This window comes from Streptomyces sp. CHD11 (genome assembly GCF_018638295.1).
Lineage (GTDB): Bacteria > Actinomycetota > Actinomycetes > Streptomycetales > Streptomycetaceae > Streptomyces.
In genome coordinates, this window is record NZ_JABTTS010000002.1 from 248497 (window position 1) to 266370 (window position 17874).

General features: G+C 69.9%; 14 protein-coding genes. All 14 read left to right on the top strand.

Translation table 11 applies throughout. The features are described from left to right. The first annotated feature begins 7 nt into the window (after positions 1-7). The 14 genes from HTV45_RS02875 (at position 8) to recQ (ending at position 17842) form a co-directional block, all read left to right on the top strand. Entirely contained in the window at positions 8-562 is a 555-nt protein-coding gene (locus tag HTV45_RS02875; protein ID WP_215203978.1) for an NADH-quinone oxidoreductase subunit B family protein, read from the top strand. After that, on the top strand, positions 559-1308 hold the full coding sequence (locus HTV45_RS02880; RefSeq protein WP_215203979.1) for an NADH-quinone oxidoreductase subunit C: 750 nt from the start codon (positions 559-561) through the stop codon (positions 1306-1308). Before HTV45_RS02875 ends, HTV45_RS02880 begins: the two co-directional genes overlap by 4 nt. Beyond that, a complete protein-coding gene (locus HTV45_RS02885; RefSeq protein WP_215203980.1) occupies positions 1305-2627 on the top strand; it encodes an NADH-quinone oxidoreductase subunit D in 1323 nt (440 codons plus the stop codon). The genes HTV45_RS02880 and HTV45_RS02885 overlap by 4 nt, the downstream gene beginning before the upstream one ends. Further along, positions 2624-3493, top strand: a complete 870-nt coding sequence (gene nuoE, locus HTV45_RS02890) for an NADH-quinone oxidoreductase subunit NuoE (RefSeq protein WP_215203981.1) — start codon at positions 2624-2626, stop codon at positions 3491-3493. The genes HTV45_RS02885 and nuoE overlap by 4 nt, the downstream gene beginning before the upstream one ends. Continuing rightward, positions 3490-4839 (top strand): NADH-quinone oxidoreductase subunit NuoF, encoded by a 1350-nt coding sequence (gene nuoF, locus HTV45_RS02895; RefSeq protein ID WP_215203982.1) that lies wholly within the window; start codon positions 3490-3492, stop codon positions 4837-4839. The genes nuoE and nuoF overlap by 4 nt, the downstream gene beginning before the upstream one ends. Continuing rightward, complete coding sequence (locus HTV45_RS02900) at positions 4836-7340, top strand: NADH-quinone oxidoreductase subunit G (protein WP_215203983.1); 2505 nt, start codon at positions 4836-4838, stop codon at positions 7338-7340. Before nuoF ends, HTV45_RS02900 begins: the two co-directional genes overlap by 4 nt. Next, the gene (gene nuoH, locus HTV45_RS02905) at positions 7337-8713 is read left to right on the top strand and encodes an NADH-quinone oxidoreductase subunit NuoH (protein WP_215203984.1); all 1377 of its coding nucleotides are present in this window, start codon (positions 7337-7339) and stop codon (positions 8711-8713) included. The genes HTV45_RS02900 and nuoH overlap by 4 nt, the downstream gene beginning before the upstream one ends. Continuing rightward, the gene (gene nuoI, locus HTV45_RS02910; RefSeq protein ID WP_215203985.1) at positions 8706-9347 is read left to right on the top strand and encodes an NADH-quinone oxidoreductase subunit NuoI; all 642 of its coding nucleotides are present in this window, start codon (positions 8706-8708) and stop codon (positions 9345-9347) included. The genes nuoH and nuoI overlap by 8 nt, the downstream gene beginning before the upstream one ends. Continuing rightward, entirely contained in the window at positions 9344-10186 is an 843-nt protein-coding gene (locus HTV45_RS02915; RefSeq protein WP_215203986.1) for an NADH-quinone oxidoreductase subunit J, read from the top strand. The genes nuoI and HTV45_RS02915 overlap by 4 nt, the downstream gene beginning before the upstream one ends. Continuing rightward, positions 10183-10482, top strand: a complete 300-nt coding sequence (gene nuoK, locus HTV45_RS02920; protein WP_037929353.1) for an NADH-quinone oxidoreductase subunit NuoK — start codon at positions 10183-10185, stop codon at positions 10480-10482. The genes HTV45_RS02915 and nuoK overlap by 4 nt, the downstream gene beginning before the upstream one ends. 14 nt (positions 10483-10496) lie before the next feature. After that, positions 10497-12461 carry an NADH-quinone oxidoreductase subunit L gene (gene nuoL, locus HTV45_RS02925; protein ID WP_215203987.1) on the top strand — a complete coding sequence of 655 codons (1965 nt, stop codon included), beginning with the start codon at positions 10497-10499 and terminating at the stop codon, positions 12459-12461. A gap of 5 nt (positions 12462-12466) precedes the next feature. Next, positions 12467-14038, top strand: a complete 1572-nt coding sequence (locus tag HTV45_RS02930) for an NADH-quinone oxidoreductase subunit M (protein WP_215203988.1) — start codon at positions 12467-12469, stop codon at positions 14036-14038. Further along, positions 14035-15693 carry an NADH-quinone oxidoreductase subunit NuoN gene (gene nuoN, locus HTV45_RS02935; protein ID WP_215203989.1) on the top strand — a complete coding sequence of 553 codons (1659 nt, stop codon included), beginning with the start codon at positions 14035-14037 and terminating at the stop codon, positions 15691-15693. Before HTV45_RS02930 ends, nuoN begins: the two co-directional genes overlap by 4 nt. 208 nt (positions 15694-15901) lie before the next feature. After that, the gene (recQ, locus tag HTV45_RS02940) at positions 15902-17842 is read left to right on the top strand and encodes a DNA helicase RecQ (RefSeq protein ID WP_215203990.1); all 1941 of its coding nucleotides are present in this window, start codon (positions 15902-15904) and stop codon (positions 17840-17842) included. Positions 17843-17874: the final 32 nt, after the last annotated feature.

Here is a 17874-nt window from a genome sequence, read left to right on the forward strand (position 1 = left end):
ATTAGTCATGGGACTCGAAGAAAAGCTGCCGAGCGGATTCCTGCTGACCACCGTCGAGCAGGCCGCGGGCTGGGTGCGCAAGTCGTCCGTCTTTCCCGCCACGTTCGGCCTCGCCTGCTGTGCCATCGAGATGATGACCACCGGCGCCGGCCGCTACGACCTGGCGCGCTTCGGCATGGAGGTCTTCCGCGGCTCACCGCGGCAGGCGGACCTCATGATCGTCGCCGGGCGGGTCAGCCAGAAGATGGCGCCGGTGCTGCGGCAGGTCTATGACCAGATGCCGGACCCCAAATGGGTGATCTCCATGGGGGTCTGTGCCTCCTCGGGCGGCATGTTCAACAACTACGCGATCGTCCAGGGCGTCGACCACATCGTCCCGGTCGACATCTACCTCCCCGGCTGTCCGCCCCGTCCCGAGATGCTGCTGGACGCGATTCTCAAGCTCCACGAGAAGATCCAGAACTCCAAGCTCGGCGTGAACGCCGAGGAGGCGGCCCGCGAGGCGGAGGAGGCGGCGCTCAAGGCCCTGCCCACGATCGAGATGAAGGGGCTGCTGCGATGAGCGACGCGAACAACACCGCGGGTGACGGCGCGAACCCCGAGAAGGACCTCTCCGCGGAGAACCTCCCGGGCCAGCGCGGCCAGGGCGGTGAGGAGATCCGCGTCCAGCGCGGCATGTTCGGCGCCAACAACGGCGGCGACACCTCCGGATACGGCGGACTGGTCCGCTCGGTCCGCCTCCCGGGACCGGCGGCCCGCCCCTACGGCGGCTGGTTCGACGAGGTCGCCGACGAACTCGAGGGCGCGCTGGAGGAGCAGGACCTGCTCCCCGGCAACGCCATCGGGAAGACGGTCGTGGACCGCGGCGAACTCACCTTCCACATCGAACGCGAGCACCTGGTCCGGGTGGCGAGGACCCTGCGCGACGACCCCGCCCTGCGCTTCGAACTGTGCACCGGCGTCAGCGGCGTGCACTACCCGAACGACAAGGGCCGCGAGCTGCACGCCGTCTACCACCTGCGCTCGATCACCCACAACCGGCTGATCCGCCTCGAGGTCAGCGCGCCCGACAGCGACCCGCACATTCCGTCGCTGGTTCCGGTCTATCCGACGAACGACTGGCACGAGCGCGAGACGTACGACTTCTTCGGCATCGTCTTCGACGGTCACCCGGCCCTGACGCGGATCATGATGCCGGACGACTGGCAGGGCTTCCCCCAGCGCAAGGACTACTCCCTCGGCGGCATCCCCGTCGAATACAAGGGCGCCCAGATCCCGGCTCCGGACCAGCGGAGGTCGTACTCGTGAATACCCCGCACGCCTCCCCTCGCGAAACCACCGAGGGCACCGTCTACACCGTCACCGGCGGTGACTGGGACGAGGTCGTCGAGAGCGCGGCCCGGACCGACGACGAGCGCATCGTCGTCAACATGGGTCCGCAGCACCCGTCCACCCACGGGGTGCTCCGGCTGATCCTGGAGATCGACGGCGAGACGGTCACCGAGGCCCGCTGCGGCATCGGCTACCTCCACACCGGCATCGAGAAGAACCTCGAGTACCGGAACTGGACCCAGGGCACCACGTTCGTGACGCGCATGGACTACCTGACGCCGTTCTTCAACGAGACGGCGTACTGCCTCGGGGTCGAGGAGCTCCTCGGCATCGAGGACCAGGTACCCGACCGCGCCTCGATCGTCAGGGTGCTCCTGATGGAGCTGAACCGGCTCTCCTCCCACCTGGTGTGCATCGCCACCGGCGGCATGGAGCTCGGCGCCACCACCATCATGATCTACGGGTTCCGCGACCGTGAAATGATCCTCGACATCTTCGAGCTCATCACGGGCCTGCGGATGAACCACGCCTATGTCCGCCCCGGAGGACTCGCCCAGGACCTGCCGCCCGGTGCGGTGGACCAGATCCGCGAGTTCGTGAAGAAGATGCGGAAGAACCTCCCCGAGTACGACAAGCTCGCCACCGGGAACCCCATCTTCAAGGCCCGCATGCAGGACATCGGCTATCTGGACCTGGCCGGCTGCATGGCGCTGGGCGCCACCGGCCCGGTCCTGCGCTCCGCCGGCCTCCCGCACGACCTGCGCAAGGCCCAGCCGTACTGCGGATACGAGACCTACGACTTCGACATCCCGACCGCGGACACCTGTGACTCCTACGGACGCTTCCTGATCCGGCTGGAGGAGATGCGCCAGTCGCTGCGCATCGTCGAGCAGTGCCTGGACCGGCTCCAGCCCGGACCGGTCATGGTCGCCGACAAGAAGATCGCCTGGCCCGCCCAGCTCGCCCTGGGACCGGACGGACTGGGCAACTCCCTCGATCACATCAAGAAGATCATGGGCACCTCCATGGAGGCCCTGATCCACCACTTCAAGCTGGTCACCGAGGGCTTCCGCGTCCCGCCGGGCCAGGTGTACACGGCGGTCGAGTCACCCAAGGGCGAGCTCGGGGTGCATGTCGTCTCCGACGGCGGCACCCGCCCCTACCGGGTCCACTTCCGCGACCCGTCCTTCACCAACCTGCAGGCCATGGCGGCGATGTGCGAGGGCGGCCAGCTCGCCGACGTCATCGTCGCCGTCGCGTCCATCGACCCCGTGATGGGAGGCGTCGACCGGTGACCACCTCATCTTCCGAGCGGTCCGATCGGGGCGTCAGCCTGGGCATGCCCCAACTGCCCGCGCCCGCCTACCCGGACGACGTCCGGGCCCGGCTGGAGACCGACGCGCGCGAGGTCATCGCCCGCTACCCGGACTCCCGCTCCGCCCTCCTGCCGCTGCTGCACCTCGTGCAGTCGGAGGAGGGACACGTCACGCGCACCGGGATGCAGTTCTGCGCGGACATGCTGGGGCTGACCACGGCCGAGGTGACCGCGGTCGCCACCTTCTACACCATGTACCGGCGCCGGCCGAGCGGTGACTACCAGGTCGGGGTGTGCACCAACACCCTGTGCGCCGTCATGGGCGGTGACGCGATCTTCGAGGAGCTCCAGGAGCACCTGGGCGTGGGCAACGGCGGGACCACCGAGGACGGCTCGGTCACGCTGGAGCACATCGAGTGCAACGCGGCCTGCGACTTCGCGCCCGTCGTGATGGTGAACTGGGAGTTCTTCGACAACCAGACGCCCGAGAGCGCCAAGGGCATGGTCGACGACCTGCGCGCCGGCCGCCCGGTCGCGCCCACCCGCGGGGCGCCCCTGTGCACCTTCAAGGAGACCGCCCGCATCCTGGCCGGTTTCCCCGACGCGCGCGAGGGCGCCGTCGAAGCCACCGGCAGCGCGGGCCCGCCCTCCCTGATCGGCCTGAAGCTGGCCAAGGGCGAGACCGCACCCCCGCGTGTGGTGCACCCGCGCGGCGAGGCCCCCCGGGACACACCGCCGCACGAGCCGTCGCCGGCCGAGCACCTGAGCTCGCACGACGCGCCGCAGGACACATCGGCCTCCGACCCGTCCCACCCGTCGGGACCGGTCGCCGAGGAGGGGGAGTGATGACCTTGGCACCCGAACTCAAGGACATGAGCCCGGAGAAGCTGCTCGCACCCGTGCTGTCCGCCTTCTGGGACCAGGACAGGTCCTGGTCGCTGGACGTCTACCGGAGGCACGAGGGCTACGAGGGGCTGCGCAAGGCGCTCGCCATGTCACCGGACGACGTCATCGCGTACGTCAAGGAGTCCGGTCTGCGCGGACGCGGCGGTGCCGGCTTCCCCACCGGGATGAAGTGGCAGTTCATTCCCCAGGGGGACGGCAAGCCGCACTACCTCGTGGTCAACGCCGACGAGTCGGAGCCCGGGACGTGCAAGGACATCCCGCTCCTCTTCGCCAACCCGCACAGCCTCATCGAAGGCATCGTCATCGCCTGCTACGCGATCAGGTCGTCCCACGCCTTCATCTATCTGCGCGGTGAGGTCGTCCCCGTGCTGCGGCGGCTGCACGAGGCCGTGCGCGAGGCCTACGCGGCCGGCCTGCTCGGCGAGAACATCCTGGGCAGCGGACTCGACCTCACGCTCACCGTGCACGCGGGCGCGGGCGCGTACATCTGCGGTGAGGAGACCGCGCTGCTCGACTCGCTCGAAGGCCGCCGGGGCCAGCCGCGGCTGCGTCCCCCCTTCCCCGCCGTCGCGGGCCTCTACGCGTGCCCGACCGTGGTGAACAACGTCGAGTCGATCGCGTCGGTTCCCGCCATCATGAACCGGGGCAAGGAGTGGTTCCGCTCGATGGGGAGCGAGAAGTCGCCCGGCTTCACCCTCTACTCCCTGAGCGGGCACGTCACGAACCCCGGACAGTACGAGGCGCCCCTCGGTATCACCCTGCGCCAGCTGCTCGAGATGAGCGGTGGCATGCGCGCGGGCCACCGGCTGAAGTTCTGGACGCCGGGCGGCTCCTCGACGCCGCTGCTCACCGACGAGCATCTCGACGTCCCGCTCGACTACGAGGGAGTGGGCGCCGCGGGTTCCATGCTCGGCACGAAGGCCCTGCAATGCTTCGACGAGACCACCTGTGTCGTGCGCGCCGTGACCCGCTGGACCGAGTTCTACGCCCACGAGTCCTGCGGCAAGTGCACCCCCTGCCGGGAGGGCACGTACTGGCTGGTCCAGCTGATGCGGGACATCGAGGCCGGCAAGGGGCAGATGTCCGACCTCGACAAGCTGAACGACATCGCCGACAACATCAACGGCAAGGCCTTCTGCGCCCTCGGTGACGGCGCGGCCTCGCCGATCTTCTCCTCGCTGAAGCACTTCCGCGAGGAGTACGAGCAGCACATCACGGGCCGTGGCTGCCCGTTCGACCCGGCCAAGTCCACGGCCTGGGCCGACCGTACGGAGGTGCACGCATGACTGTGACCACCAACGCTCCCTCCGGCGGGGGAGAGGCGGCGGTTCCGCCCGAGGACCTCGTCACGCTGACCATCGACGGCGCCGAACTCAGTGTGCCCAAGGGCACCCTGGTCATCCGGGCCGCCGAGCAGCTCGGCATCGAGATCCCCCGGTTCTGCGACCACCCGCTCCTCTCCCCGGCCGGTGCCTGCCGCCAGTGCATCGTCGAGGTCGAGGGCCAGCGCAAGCCCATGGCCTCCTGCACCATCACCTGCACCGACGGAATGGTGGTGAAGACCCAGCTCACCTCGCCCGTCGCCGAGAAGGCGCAGCAGGGGATGCTGGAGTTCCTGCTCATCAACCACCCGCTGGACTGCCCGGTCTGCGACAAGGGCGGCGAGTGCCCGCTGCAGAACCAGTCGATGTCGCACGGCCACGCCGACTCCCGCTTCGACGGCAAGAAGCGCACCTACGAGAAGCCCGTCCCGGTCTCCACCCAGGTGCTGCTCGACCGCGAGCGGTGCGTGCTGTGCGCCCGCTGTACCCGGTTCTCCAACCAGATCGCGGGCGACCCGATGATCGAGCTGCTCGAGCGGGGCGCGCTCCAGCAGGTCGGCACCGGTGAGGGCGACCCCTTCGAGTCGTACTTCTCCGGCAACACCATCCAGATCTGCCCGGTCGGCGCGCTCACCTCGGCGGCCTACCGGTTCCGCGCCCGCCCCTTCGACCTGATCTCCTCGCCGTCGGTGTGCGAACACTGCTCCGGCGGCTGCGCCACCCGCACCGACCACCGGCGCGGCAAGGTCATGCGGCGGCTGGCCGGCAACGACCCCGAGGTCAACGAGGAGTGGATCTGCGACAAGGGACGCTTCGGCTTCCGCTACGCACAGCTGCGGGACCGTCTCGACACCCCGCTGGTGCGCAACCCGGAAGGTGAGCTGGAACCGGCGTCCTGGCCCGACGCGCTGCAGATCGCGGCCCAGGGCCTGCTGGCCTCGCGGGGCCGCACCGGTGTGCTGACCGGCGGCCGGCTCACCGTCGAGGACGCCTACGCGTACAGCAAGTTCACGCGCGTGGCGCTCGACACCAACGACATCGACTTCCGCGCGCGCGTGCACAGCACGGAGGAGGCCGACTTCCTCGCCGCGCGGGTGGCGGGCCGCGGCCACGACCTCGACCGTACGGGCGTCACGTACACCTCGCTGGAGAAGGCGCCCGCCGTGCTCCTGGTCGGGTTCGAGTCCGAGGAGGAGGCGCCCGGTGTCTTCCTGAGGCTGCGCAAGGCCTGGCGGGGACACGGGCAGAAGACCTTCGCCCTGGCCACGCACGCGACGCGCGGACTGGAGAAGGCGGGCGGCACCCTGCTGCCGGCGGCTCCGGGCACCGAGACCGAATGGCTGGACGCGCTGTCGGGCGGGGACGGCCTGGAGGGCGACGGGGCCAGGGCCGCGGAGGCGCTGCGGGCCGAGGGCGCGGTGATCGCCGTCGGCGAGCGGCTGGCCGCCGTCCGGGGCGGGCTGACCGCCGCGGTCCGGTTCGCCGCCGCCACCGGTGCCCGGCTGGTATGGATCCCGCGCCGGGCCGGTGAGCGCGGAGCGGTGGAGGCGGGCGCGCTGCCGTCGCTGCTGCCGGGCGGCCGCCCGGCGACCGACCCGCGTGCCCGCGCGGAGATCGCCACCGCCTGGGGCGTCGCCGAACTGCCGCACCGCTACGGCCGTGACACCGGCGAGATCGTGGAGGCGGCGGCACGCGGTGAGCTCCAGGCACTGCTGGTGGCGGGGGTGGAGGTCGCCGACCTGCCCGACCCGGCACGCGCGCGTGCCGCACTCGCCGAGGCCGGGTTCGTGGTCTCGCTGGAGCTGCGGCCCAGCGAGGTCACCGAACTCGCCGATGTCGTCCTGCCGGTCGCCGCGGTCGCCGAGAAGGCGGGCACGTTCCTCAACTGGGAAGGCAGGGTCCGCCTCTTCGATTCGGCGCTCAAGCCCGAACAGATGACCCGGCGGGTCGCGCCCACCGACGCGCGCGTCCTGCAGATGCTGGCCGACGCCATGGACATCCACCTGGGCCTGCCGGACCTGCGTACGATCCGTGCGGAACTCGACCGGCTCGGCGCCTGGGACGGTTCCCGGGCCACCGACCCGCTGGAGAGCGCGAGCGCCCTGCCCCGGCCGGCCGCCGGGGAGGCCGTGCTCGCCGGACACCGGCTGCTGCTCGACCACGGCCTGCTGCAGCTGGGCGACGAGGCGCTGGCCGGTACCCGGCACGCCGCCCGCGCGCGGGTGTCGGCGGCCACCGCCGCCGAGGCCGGTGTCAAGGACGGCGACGTGCTGTCGGTGACCGGCACCGCCGGAACCGTCGAACTGCCGCTGGCGGTCACCGAGATGCCCGACCGCGTGGTGTGGCTGCCACTGAACTCCGTCGGCGGCGGGGTCGCCTCCGGCACCGGGGCACAGCCCGGATCCCTCGTCCGCATCGGCCCGGCGACGCTCGCCGGCGAGGCCCCCAAGGAGGTGGAGGCATGAGCCCGAACCTCCTCGCCGCTGAAGACCTCTCGATGTTCGGCCGCGATCCCTGGTGGCTGATCCTCGTCAAGGCGGTGTTCTGCTTCGCCTTCCTGATGGTGACCGTGCTGCTCTCCATCGTCATGGAGCGCAAGGTCGTCGCCTGGATGCAGCTGCGCGTCGGCCCCAACCGGCACGGCCCCTGGGGCATGCTCCAGTCGCTCGCCGACGGCGTGAAGCTGATGCTCAAGGAAGACGTCATCGTCAAGCGCGCGGACAAGGCGGTGTACGTCCTCGCGCCGGTCGTCGCGGCGGTCCCCGCCTTCATGGCGTTCGCGGTGATCCCCTTCGGGCCGGCCGGCAACGAGGTCTCGATCTTCGGCCAGCGCACCACGATGCAGCTCACCGACCTGCCGATCGCGGCGCTCTACCTCCTCGCGGTCGCCTCGGTCGGCATCTACGGCATGGTCCTGGCGGGCTGGAGCTCCGGCTCCACCTACCCGCTGCTGGGGGGCCTGCGCTCCTGCGCGCAGATGATCTCGTACGAGATCGCCATGGGCGCGGCGTTCGCCTCCGTGTTCCTCTACTCGGGGTCGATGTCGACGTCGACGATCGTCGAGCAGCAGGCCGACCGCTGGTTCGTCCTGCTGCTGCCGGTCTCCTTCCTGATCTACATCGTGACGATGGTGGGTGAGGTCAACCGCGCCCCCTTCGACATGCCGGAGTCCGAGGGCGACCTGGTCGGCGGATTCAGCACCGAGTACTCGTCGATCAAGTTCGCGATGTTCATGCTCGCCGAGTACATCAACATGGTGACCGTCTCGGCCGTCGCCGTGACGTTCTTCCTGGGCGGCTGGCGGGCCCCGTGGCCCGTCAGCACCTTCTGGGAGGGCGCGAACCACGGCTGGTGGCCGATGCTGTGGTTCACCGGCAAGTTGCTGAGCCTGCTGTTCTGCTTCGTGTGGCTGCGCGGCACGCTGCCGCGGGTGCGCTACGACCAGCTGATGAAGCTGGGCTGGAAGGTGCTCATCCCGGTCGCGCTGGTGTGGCTGATGGCGGTCGCCACCGTGCGGGCGCTGCGCAACGAGAACTACGAGTTCGCCGACATCGCGCTCTACATCGCAGGCGCCGTCCTCACCCTGCTGCTGCTCTCCTTCGTCGCCGACATGTTCCGGTCGAGGGCGAAGGAAGCGGAGCAGCCGGAGGAACCTCCCGCCTTCGACCCCATGGCGGGCGGATTCCCCGTACCGCCGCTGCCAGGACAGGAACTGCCGCCGGTGCCCCGGCGCCGCCCGCACCGCGAGCGGGAGCTGATTGCCAGTGGTGGCCCCGATACTCAGAGTGACGGATCTCTGGGCGGATCTACGGATGGAAAGGAGGCGTCCGATGGCTGAGGAGCCCAAGGAGACCAAGCCCGGTTTCCTGAATCCCGTGGCCGGCTTCGGCGTGACCTTCAAGGCCATGTTCAAGAAGCGGTTGACCGAGCAGTACCCGGAGCAGCAGAAGACCACCGCTCCGCGCTTCCACGGACGGCACCAGCTCAACCGCCATCCGGACGGCCTGGAGAAGTGCGTCGGCTGTGAGCTGTGCGCCTGGGCCTGTCCCGCCGACGCGATCTACGTCGAGGGCGCGGACAACACCGAGGAGGAGCGCTACTCGCCCGGCGAGCGGTACGGGCGGGTGTACCAGATCAACTACGCCCGCTGCATCCTGTGCGGCCTGTGCATCGAGGCGTGCCCCACCCGCGCGCTGACGATGACCAACGAGTTCGAACTGGCGGACTCCAGCCGTGCCAACCTCATCTACACCAAGGAGCAGTTGCTCGCCGGTCTGGACGAGGGCATGGTCGACTCCCCGCACGCCCTGTACCCGGGCACCGACGAACAGGACTACTACCGGGGCCTGGTGACCGAGGCCGCCCCCGGTACGGAGCAGCAGACCGCCCACTCCAAGGGCGAGGTGGTGCAGGAGGCCGCCTCGACCTTCGGCGCGGAGGAACCGGCGTCGGAGGAGGTGATCAAGCGATGACCGGACAGCTCGCCGCCTACTCCACCTCCACCGGAGAGGCGTTCCAGTTCTGGATCCTCGGCACGGTCGCCGTGATCGGCGCCCTGTGCACCGTCTTCCTGCGGCGGGCCGTGCACAGCGCGCTCTGCCTCGCCGGCACCATGATCATCCTGGCGGTGTTCTACCTGGCCAACGGCGCCTACTTCCTGGGCGTCGTGCAGATCGTCGTCTACACCGGCGCGATCATGATGTTGTTCCTGTTCGTGGTGATGCTGGTCGGCGTCACCGCGGCGGACTCGCTGAAGGAGACCATCAAGGGCCAGCGCTGGCTGGCCCTGCTGTGCGGTCTCGGCTTCGGCGTCCTGCTGGTCGGCGGCATCGGGAAGGCCTCGCTCGGCGAGTTCAACGGCATCGGCGAGGCGAACGCGGGCGGCAACGTGCAGGGTCTCGCGGCCCTCATGTTCACCAGGTACGTCTTCGCCTTCGAGATCACCGGCGCCCTGCTCATCACGGCCGCCGTCGGCGCCATGGTGCTCACCCACCGGGAGCGCACCGAGCGGGCCAGGACCCAGCGGGAGCTGGCCGGGGAGCGCGTGCGCGAGGGCAGGCACCTGCCGCCGCTCCCGGCGCCCGGTGTCTACGCCCGGCACAACGCCGTGGACATCCCGGGTCTGCTGCCCGACGGCACCACGTCGGATCTCACCGTCAGCAAGACGCTGCGCGACCGCGGTCAGGTCCGTGACGTCTCGCAGGAGGCGATCAGCGACCTGCGGGCGATGGAGCAGCGCGCGGAGGAGCGCCTGGAGCGCACGGCGATCGACCCGCCGGCGTCTCAGCGGGCCGAGGAGGCGCCGAAGTGAATCCCGTCAACTACCTCTATCTGGCAGCGCTGCTGTTCACGATCGGCGCCACCGGTGTACTGATCCGGCGCAACGCGATCGTCGTGTTCATGTGCGTCGAGCTGATGCTCAACGCCTGCAACCTCGCCTTCGTCGCCTTCTCCCGGATGCACGGCAACCTCGACGGCCAGGTCATCGCCTTCTTCACGATGGTCGTGGCCGCCGCGGAGGTCGTGGTCGGGCTGGCGATCATCGTGTCCCTGTTCCGTTCCCGCCACTCGGCCTCGGTCGACGACGCCAGCCTGATGAAGCTGTGAGGGGCTGCTGAATCGTGGAGAACCTGATTGCGCTGCTGGTGGCGGCGCCCCTGCTCGGAGCGGTGGTCCTGCTGTGCGGCGGACGCCGGCTGGACGCCGTCGGCCACTGGATCGGCACGCTGCTCGCGGCCGTCTCCTTCGCGCTCGGCCTGGTGCTGTTCACCGACCTGCTGGGCAAGGGCGCCGGGGAACGCACCGTCACGCAGCACCTGTTCAGCTGGATCCCGGTGGAGGGTTTCCAGGCCGACGTCGCCTTCCGGCTCGACCAGCTGTCGATGACGTTCGTCCTGCTGATCACCGGCGTCGGCTCACTGATCCACCTGTACTCCATCGGGTACATGGAGCACGACGAGCGGCGCCGCCGCTTCTTCGGCTACCTGAACCTGTTCCTCGCGGCGATGCTGATCCTGGTCCTCGCCGACAACTACCTGCTGCTGTACGTCGGCTGGGAGGGCGTCGGTCTCGCCTCCTACCTGCTGATCGGCTTCTGGCAGCACAAGCCCAGCGCCGCCACGGCGGCGAAGAAGGCATTCCTGGTCAACCGCGTCGGCGACATGGGCCTGTCGATCGCGATCATGCTGATGTTCCTGTGGTTCGGCACCTTCGCCTTCGGGCCGGTGCTCGGCGGCCAGGGGGAGGCCGCCCTCGCGGGCGAGGCCGGCGAGGGCAAGCTCACCGCCATCGCCCTGATGCTGCTGCTCGCCGCCTGCGGCAAGTCTGCCCAGGTGCCGCTGCAGTCCTGGCTCGGGGACGCGATGGAGGGCCCGACCCCGGTCTCGGCCCTGATCCACGCCGCGACCATGGTGACGGCGGGCGTCTATCTGATCGTCCGCTCGGGGGCCATCTTCAACGGCGCTCCCGACGCCCAGCTGGTCGTCGCCATCGTCGGCGCGGTCACGCTGCTGTTCGGTGCGATCGTCGGTTGTGCGAAGGACGACATCAAGAAGGCACTCGCCGGCTCGACCATGTCGCAGATCGGCTACATGGTCCTCGCCGCCGGCCTCGGCCCCATCGGCTACGTCTTCGCGATCATGCACCTGGTCACGCACGGCTTCTTCAAAGCCGGGCTGTTCCTCGGCGCCGGTTCCGTGATGCACGGGATGAACGACGAGGTCGACATGCGCCGCTACGGCGGCCTGCGGAAGTACATGCCGGTCACGTTCGTCACCTTCGGCCTCGGCTATCTCGCGATCATCGGCTTCCCGGGCCTGTCCGGCTTCTTCTCCAAGGACATGATCATCGAGGCGGCGTTCGCCAAGGGCGGTACCCAGGGCTGGATCTTCGGCGCCTGCGCCCTGCTGGGCGCGGCCATCACCGCGTACTACATGACCCGCGTGATGCTGATGACGTTCTTCGGGGAGGAGCGCTGGCGCAACGCGCCGGCGCCGTCCCCGGCGGAGCCGGACGTGGAGCCGGCCGCCGCGACCCGCGGCGCCTACGAGCCTCCGCACCCGCACGAGTCGCCGAGGAGCATGACGATCCCGATGATCGTGCTCGCCTTCGGTTCGGTCTTCGCCGGCGGGATCTTCGGCATCGGTGACCGCTTCGTGCACTGGCTGGAGCCCATCACCGGGCACGACCACGGCCACGCGCCGGTCAGCGCCCTGACGGTGACCATCGCCACGGTCGCGGTGATGGTCATCGGCGTGGCGGTCGCCTGGGCCCAGTACGGGCGCCGGCCGGTGCCGGCGGTCGCCCCGCGCGGGTCGCTGCTCACCCGGGCCGCCCGGCGCGACCTGCTCCAGGACGACTTCAACCATGTGGTGCTGGTCCGTGGCGGCGAGCACCTCACCCGCTCGCTCGTGTACGTCGACCACACCCTGGTCGACGGGGTCGTCAACGGCACGGCGGCCTCCATGGGCGGCCTGTCCGGGCGGATGCGCAGGCTGCAGAACGGCTTCGTGCGGTCCTACGCGGTCTCCATGTTCGGCGGCGCGGCGGTCATCGTCGCCGCGACGCTGCTGATGAGGGCGGTCTGATACCGATGTCCTTTCCTCTGCTGACAGCGACGGCGGCGCTCCCGGCCATCGGGGCGATCGCCACGGCCGCCGTACCGGCCGCGAGGCGCACGGTGGCCAAGTGGCTGGCGCTGCTGTTCTCGATCGCCACCCTCGTACTGGCGATCGTCGTCCTGGTGCGGTTCGACCCCGGCGGTGACCGCTACCAGCTCACCGAGTCCCACGCCTGGATCGCGGACTTCGGCGTCCGGTACGAACTGGGTGTGGACGGCATCGCGGTCGCGCTGATCGCGCTGACCGCCCTGCTGATCCCGTTCATCGTCCTCGCGGGATGGCACGACGCCGACCCGATGGAGACGGGGAACAAGAGGTGGCGGCCCACGCAGGGCTTCTTCGCCCTGATCCTCGCCGTCGAGGCGATGGTGATCATGTCCTTCGAGGCCACCGACGTCTTCCTCTTCTACATCTTCTTCGAAGCCATGCTGATCCCGCTGTACTTCCTGATCGGCGGCTTCGGGGACCGTGCCCACGAGCACGGTGAGGAGAAGGGGGCGACCCAGCGTTCGTACGCGGCGGTGAAGTTCCTGCTCTACAACCTCGCCGGCGGTCTGATCATGCTGGCCGCGGTGATCGGGCTGTACGTGGTCGCCGGAAACTTCTCGCTCCCCGAGATCGCCGAGGCGCGGGCCAACGGCACGCTGGAGATGGGGACCGGCACCGAGCGCTGGCTGTTCCTCGGCTTCTTCCTGGCCTTCGCCGTGAAGGCGCCGCTGTGGCCACTGCACACCTGGCTGCCGAACGCCATGCAGGAGTCCACCGCGCCGGTGGCCGTGCTGATCACGGCGGTCGTCGACAAGGTGGGCACCTTCGCGATGCTCCGCTTCTGCCTCGGGCTGTTCCCGGAGGCCAGCAAGTGGGCGACGCCGGTCGTCCTCGTCCTGGCGGTCATCAGCATCATCTACGGTGCGCTGCTCGCGGTCGGCCAGCGCGACATCAAGCGGCTGATCGCGTACGCGTCGATCTCGCACTTCGGCTTCATCGTCATGGGCATCTTCGCCATGACCAGCCAGGGCCAGTCCGGCGCGACGCTGTACATGGTCAACCACGGCATCTCGACGGCCGTGCTGATGCTGATCGCCGGGTTCCTGATCTCGCGGCGCGGGTCGCGGCTCATCGCCGACTACGGCGGTGTGCAGAAGGTCGCCCCGGTGCTCGCCGGCACGTTCCTGATCGGCGGTCTCGCGACCCTCTCCCTGCCGGGGCTCGCCCCCTTCGTCAGTGAGTTCCTGGTCCTGGCCGGCACGTTCACCCGCTACCCGGTGATCGGGATCATCGCCACCTTCGGCATCGTCCTCGCCGCGCTCTACGTCCTCGTCCTCTACCAGCGGACGATGACCGGCCCGGTGAAGCCCGAGGTGGCCACGATGCCCGACCTGCGGGTGCGGGAGATCGCGGTGGTGGCACCGCTGGTCGTGCTGCTGGTCTTCCTGGGCGTCTATCCGAAGCCCGTCACGGACATCGTGAACCCGGCGGTGCAGCACACCATGTCCGACGTGGATATGAAGGACCCCCAGCCCGAGGTGGAGGCGGCCAAGTGAGCGCAACAGCAGCCGTCCACAGCCTGTGGACAACGGCGGCCGCGATCGACCCGATCGCGAAGATCGACGCGCCGAAGATCGAATACGGACAGCTCGCCCCCACCCTGATCGTCGTCGGTGCGGCGGTCGTCGGGATCGTGGCCGAGGCGTTCGTACCGCGGAAGTCCCGCTACTACGTACAGATGTTCATCTCCGTGGTCGCGCTGACCGCCGCGTTCGCCGCGGTCGTGGCGCTCGCCGTGAACGGCTACGCCACGACCAAGGCCGGTATCGCGGCGATGGGCGCCATCGCCGTCGACGGACCGGCCCTGTTCCTGCAGGGCACCATTCTGCTGACGGCCCTGGTCGGCCTGTTCACCTTCGCCGAGCGCCGGCTCGATCCGGAGGCGCACGGCAACCGCGTCGACTCCTTCGCCGCGCAGGCCGCGGCGGTACCGGGCAGTGACAACGAGAAGAAGGCCGTCAAGGCCGGGTTCGCCACCACCGAGGTGTTCCCGCTGCTGCTCTTCGCGGTCGCCGGCATGCTGGTCTTCCCGGCGGCCAACGACCTGCTGACGCTGTTCGTGGCGCTGGAGGTCCTCTCACTCCCGCTCTACCTGATGTGCGCGCTGGCCCGCCGCAAGCGGCTGATGTCACAGGAGGCGGCGGTCAAGTACTTCCTCCTCGGCGCGTTCGCCTCGGCGTTCATGCTCTTCGGTATCGCCCTGCTGTACGGCTACGCGGGCTCGATGTCGTACGCGGCGATCGCCCAGGTCGTCGAGGGCACCGTCACCGATGTCACCCCGGCGCTCGCCGGCACCATGGGCAACGACGCGCTGCTGCTGATCGGTGCCGCGCTGGTGGTCATGGGCCTGCTGTTCAAGGTCGGTGCCGTGCCCTTCCACATGTGGACGCCCGATGTGTACCAGGGCGCCCCGACACCGGTGACCGGGTTCATGGCGGCGGCGACCAAGGTGGCGGCGTTCGGCGCCCTGCTGCGGATCCTGTACGTCGTGCTGCCGGGTCTGCGCTGGGACTGGCGGCCGGTCATGTGGGGTGTCGCCATCGTCACCATGGTGGTCGGCGCGGTCGTCGCGATCACGCAGACCGACATCAAGCGGCTGCTGGCGTACTCGGCGATCTCGCACGGGGGCTTCATCCTCGCGGGTGTCATCGCGGCCACGCCGTCGGGCATCTCGTCCGTGCTGTTCTACCTGGCGGCGTACTCGTTCGTGACGGTCGGCGCGTTCGCGGTGGTCACGCTGGTCCGCGACGCCGGCGGTGAGGCCACGCACCTGTCCAAGTGGGCGGGGCTCGGCCGTCGCTCCCCGCTGGTGGCGGGGGTGTTCGCGGTGTTCCTGCTGGCCTTCGCCGGCATTCCGCTGACCTCCGGGTTCACCGGGAAGTTCGCCGTGTTCAAGGCGGCGGCGGAGGGGGGAGCCGTCCCGCTGGTCGTGGTCGGTGTGATCGCGTCGGCCATCGCGGCGTTCTTCTACATCCGGGTCATCGTCCTGATGTTCTTCAGCGAGCCGCGCCCCGGGGGCCCGACCGTCGCGGTGCCGTCACCGCTGACGATCACGGCGATCGGGGTCGGCGTGGCGGTGACGGTGGTGCTCGGCGTGGCACCGCAGTACTTCCTGGAGCTGGCCGGAGACGCGGGAGTGTTCGTGCGCTGACCCGCGCCCGGAGGACGAGGCAGCGGCCCGGCACCCCGCGGACGGGGTGCCGGGCCGCTGCCGTGGGCGGGCGCCGGGACACGCCCCGCCTCCCGATGGACCTGTGGACAACTCCGGGGCTGTCGGTGCGGGCGCCTATCGTGGACGCAGTGGTCGAGGGACGACGCACGGGGGACAGGACGATGCAGGGACGGGCGGTGCCGCCGGGATGGCAGTGACGGATGGTGAGGCACTGGCGGTGCTGCACCGGGTCTTCGGGTACGAGACCTTCCGAGGTGAGCAGGAATCGGTGGTCGAGCATGTGATCGCGGGCGGCGACGCCGTGGTGCTCATGCCGACCGGCGGCGGAAAATCGCTGTGCTATCAGATTCCGGCCCTGGTCAGACCGGGTACGGGGGTCGTGGTCTCCCCGCTGATCGCGCTGATGCAGGACCAGGTGGACGCGCTGCGGGCACTGGGTGTGCGCGCGGGGTTCATGAACTCCACGCAGGACTTCGACGAGCGGCGGACCGTCGAGGCGGAGTTCCTCGCCGGTGAACTGGACCTGTTGTACCTCGCTCCGGAGCGGCTGCGGACGGAGAGCAGCCTCGATCTGCTCTCGCGCGGCAAGATCTCCGTCTTCGCCATCGACGAGGCGCACTGCGTGTCCCAGTGGGGGCACGACTTCCGGCCGGACTACCTCAGCCTCTCCCTGCTGGGCGAGCGGTGGCCGGAGGTGCCCCGGCTCGCGCTCACGGCGACCGCCACGGACGCCACGCACCGGGAGATCACCGACCGGCTCAGGATGCCGGAGGCCCGGCATTTCGTGGCCAGCTTCGACCGGCCCAACATTCAGTACCGGATCGTGCCCAAGGCCGACCCCCGCAAGCAGCTGCTGAGCTTCCTGAGCGAGGAGCACGCGGGCGACGCGGGCATCGTCTACTGCCTCTCGCGCAACTCCGTGGACAAGACGGCGGAGTTCCTCTCCCGCAACGGCATCGAGGCGGTGCCGTACCACGCCGGGCTCGACGCGGGGACACGCGCCGCGCACCAGGCGCGGTTCCTGCGGGAGGAAGGGCTGGTCGTGGTGGCGACCATCGCCTTCGGTATGGGAATCGACAAACCGGACGTCAGATTCGTCGCCCACCTCGACCTTCCCAAGTCGGTCGAGGGCTACTACCAGGAGACCGGGCGCGCAGGGCGTGACGGACTGCCGTCCACGGCCTGGATGGCGTACGGGCTGAACGACGTCATACAACAGCGGAAGCTGATCCAGTCCGGGGAGGGCGACGAGGCGTTCCGGCGGCGGGCGAACCAGCATCTGGACTCGATGCTGGGGCTGTGCGAGACCGTGCGGTGCCGGCGCGGGCAGCTCCTCGCCTACTTCGGTCAGGAGCCCGCCCCGGCGGGCTGCGGCAACTGCGACACCTGCCTCGTTCCACCGGAGACCTGGGACGGGACGGTCGCGGCGCAGAAGGTGCTGTCGACGGTGGTGCGGCTGCAGCGCGAGCGCGGCCAGAAGTTCGGCGCGGTGCAGATCGTGGACATCCTGCTGGGGCGGCGCACGGCCAAGGTCATCCAGTTCGACCACGACCAGCTGTCGGTGTTCGGCATCGGTGAGGAGCTCAGCGAGGCCGAGTGGCGGGGTGTGGTCCGGCAGTTGCTCGCCCAGGGACTGCTCGCGGTCGAGGGGGAGTACGGCACGCTGGTGCTGACCGAGGAGAGCGGGGCGGTGCTGCGGCGGGAGCGGGAGGTGCCGCTGCGCAAGGAGCCGAAGAAGCCGGCGAAGACCTCCGGGGGACGCGGAGGCGGCAAGGCGAAGACGGCCGCGGCCGAGCTGCCGCAGGAGCTGCTGCCCGCGTTCGAGGCGCTGCGGGCCTGGCGCGCGGAGCAGGCGCGGGAGCAGGGCGTCCCGGCGTACGTCATCTTCCACGACGCCACGCTGCGGGAGATCGCCACGGTGTGGCCCGCCTCGGTGGCCGAGCTGGGCGGGATCAGCGGCGTGGGGGAGAAGAAGCTGGCCACGTACGGGGAGGGCGTGGTCGCGGTGCTGGCGGCTCTCACCGGGCCGGGGGACGCGGGTGCGGGCTCCGGACCGGCGGGCGGCCCCGACGCGGAGGGCCCCGGCGACTGGCCCCAGGAGGAGCCGGAGCCGGACGGATGGGAGTGAGAGCCGTGGGCCCCGGCGTGGGGTGCGCCGTG